The organism is Terrisporobacter sp. (assembly GCF_017888745.1).
Taxonomy (GTDB): Bacteria; Bacillota; Clostridia; order Peptostreptococcales; family Peptostreptococcaceae; genus Terrisporobacter.
Map to the genome: position 1 here is coordinate 1 of NZ_JAGHFM010000134.1, position 2,603 is coordinate 2,603.

The 2,603-nt window shown below is 25.9% G+C and carries 2 protein-coding genes; one reads left to right on the plus strand and one right to left on the minus strand.

What is annotated here, in order from left to right; translation table 11 throughout:
- The first annotated feature begins 23 nt into the window (after nt 1–23).
- On the plus strand, nt 24–908 hold the full coding sequence (locus J7G74_RS06445) for an AraC family transcriptional regulator (RefSeq protein WP_297133303.1): 885 nt from the start codon (nt 24–26) through the stop codon (nt 906–908).
- Nucleotides 909–943: 35 nt separating this feature from the next.
- On the opposite strand, the gene J7G74_RS06450 is transcribed toward J7G74_RS06445, so the two are convergent.
- Nucleotides 944–2,603, minus strand: a 1,660-nt coding sequence (locus J7G74_RS06450) for a fructose-1,6-bisphosphatase (RefSeq protein ID WP_297133305.1), incomplete at its 5' end; no start/stop codon positions are given.

Consider the following 2,603-nt stretch of genomic DNA (forward strand, 5'->3'; position numbering starts at 1 on the left):
ACATTTTTTAGCGAGGTTTTATTATGGATAAATTAAAAAATAGTGTTGGTTATTTAAATGATGATTTTAAAATTTTTCATATAAGAGATAAAAAAGATATTACATTTGAATATCATCACCATGATTTTAATAAAATAATCATCTTTATAGAAGGTGATGTAAATTATTTTATAGAAGGTAAATCCTATAAATTAAAACCATGGGATATTTTATTTGTAAATAATAATGAAATTCATAAACCCGAAGTAAATCCTAATGTATTCTACGAAAGAATCGTTATATGGATTAATCCTAATTTTACAGATAACTTTATTAATAATTTTAATAATGTAACTACTAATTTATTAAATTGTTTCCAGCTGGCAAGTGAAAATAAATATAATTTACTTCGTTTAAGTCAAGCATCAACTTCTAATATAAAATCATTCGTTTTTCAGATAAAAGATTGTGAAAATAGCGGTGAATTTGGAAGTGATGTTTTAAAAAATGCCTTATTCTTACAGCTTATGGTATTAATTAATAGATTATTTTTAACAAGTGAAAAAACTAATATAGACGATATTACTTGTGATAAAAATATTGAAGAAGTTTTAAAATATATAAATGATAATATTGATAAAGACCTTTCCATAGATAGCATAGCTTCAAAATTTTTCATAAGTAAGTATTATTTGATGAGAAAATTTAAAGCTCAGACTGGAAGTTCAATTCATAGTTATATTATAAAAAAGAGACTAATTCTTTCAAAGAATCTTATACATGAAGGTTACCCTATGAGCGAAGTTTCTATTAAATGTGGATTTAATGATTATTCTAGTTTTGTTAGAGCATTTAAAAAAGTTTATGGTGTATCACCTAAAAACTATTTAAATAGTACTACTATTGATACTATTTTCTTAGAAGAATAAAAAAGATTATAGATTTAAATCTATAATCTTTTTTATTATCTATCTTCTTTTATTAAACCTTTTTTATAAGCTATAATTAACATTTTTAGGTCATTTATTTCTTGCTGTATCTTTAGTCCATCGTAAGTATCTCTGACAAACATTCTTTGTGCTCTTTTTTCAACTATTATAGAGGTTGATAATATGTCACTTTCATTTTTTATAGATTCTTCAGCTGAAGAAAATGGTTCATGAGAAACTAACTGCATCATTTGTGAATTATAAATTAGTGTATAACCAGCTATTCCAGTTTTACCTTGATAAGCTCTAGAAAATCCTCCATCTATGGCAATTATTTTTCCGCCAGCTTTTACAGGACTTTCACCATTTTTACTTTTCACAGGAACGTGACCATTTATAATATGTCCTGTTTCATAATCTAATTCAAATTCTTTAAATATATTTCTAAGTATATCTTCTTCTTCTCTTAAATTATAGTATGGATTTTTATTTTCTTTATGAGCTTCTTTTTCTGATATAAAATATCTTTCATAAGTAGTCATATCATCTTTTCCAAATAAGGATGAACATTTACCTGTCCATAAATACCACATCATATCTTTTCCATATAATTTTTCTGGATTTTTATTTTCAAAGAAATAACCTTTTCTAATATATGATTCCATTTTATCCATCAATGCTCTTCCACTATATTCTTCATTATCTATCGTCATAGACATAAAACTTCCATCTTTATTTAATGGTATACATCCGTGTACTAAAAGGTTATCATTCGTTTTTAAATATATACTTCCTTTTGAGAATAAAAACTTTGCATGTTTTTGAAGCTTCTCACTATTTTCAAAAGAGTTAGCTAGCTTTTCTATTACTAGCTCTTCTTTATCTGTCAATTCATATGGATTTTTAGGATCTATAGTTGGAAAACTATTATCTTTTAACTTATATGTTTTTCCTTTTAATTCAATAGTTCCTTCTTCATAGTTCACTTTATCAAGTAATAATCTATGATTCATATCAAATTCAGGCCTTCTATTAATTATTTCCGCTTCCAACTTAAATTGAATTATACTTATAGCTTTATGCATTTTGGCAATTAAAGATTTTTCTGTTTTTGATACATCACTATCTCCTATTTTAGGCATGAACTCTATACAAGGATCATCTTTATATACATCTAAAGCGAAAGTAGCAAGTGGTAGTATATTTATACCATATATATCTTCTACAATATCTAAGTTTGCATATCTTGCTGATATTCTTATTGCATTGGCTACACATACTTTTTCTCCTGCTGCAGCACCCATCCATAATATATCATGATTACCCCATTGTATATCTACATTATGATAATTCATCAATGTATCCATGATAATATCCGGTCTTGGACCTCTGTCATAAATATCTCCCACAATATGTAGCCTATCTATTACAAGTTTTTGAATTGCCTTTGATACTTCTATAATAAAAACTCTAGCTCTATCTATTTCAATAATATTATCTACTATACTCTTATAATATTCATCTTTGTGAGGACTAGCTGAGTCTGGATGTAACAATTCTTCTATTATGTATCTAAAATCTTCTGGAAGGAATTTTCTTACTTTTGATCTTGTATACTTACTTGAAGCATATCTTAAAAGTTCTATAAGCCTATATATGGTTATTCTATAAAAATCATCTATATCTTCTGAAATA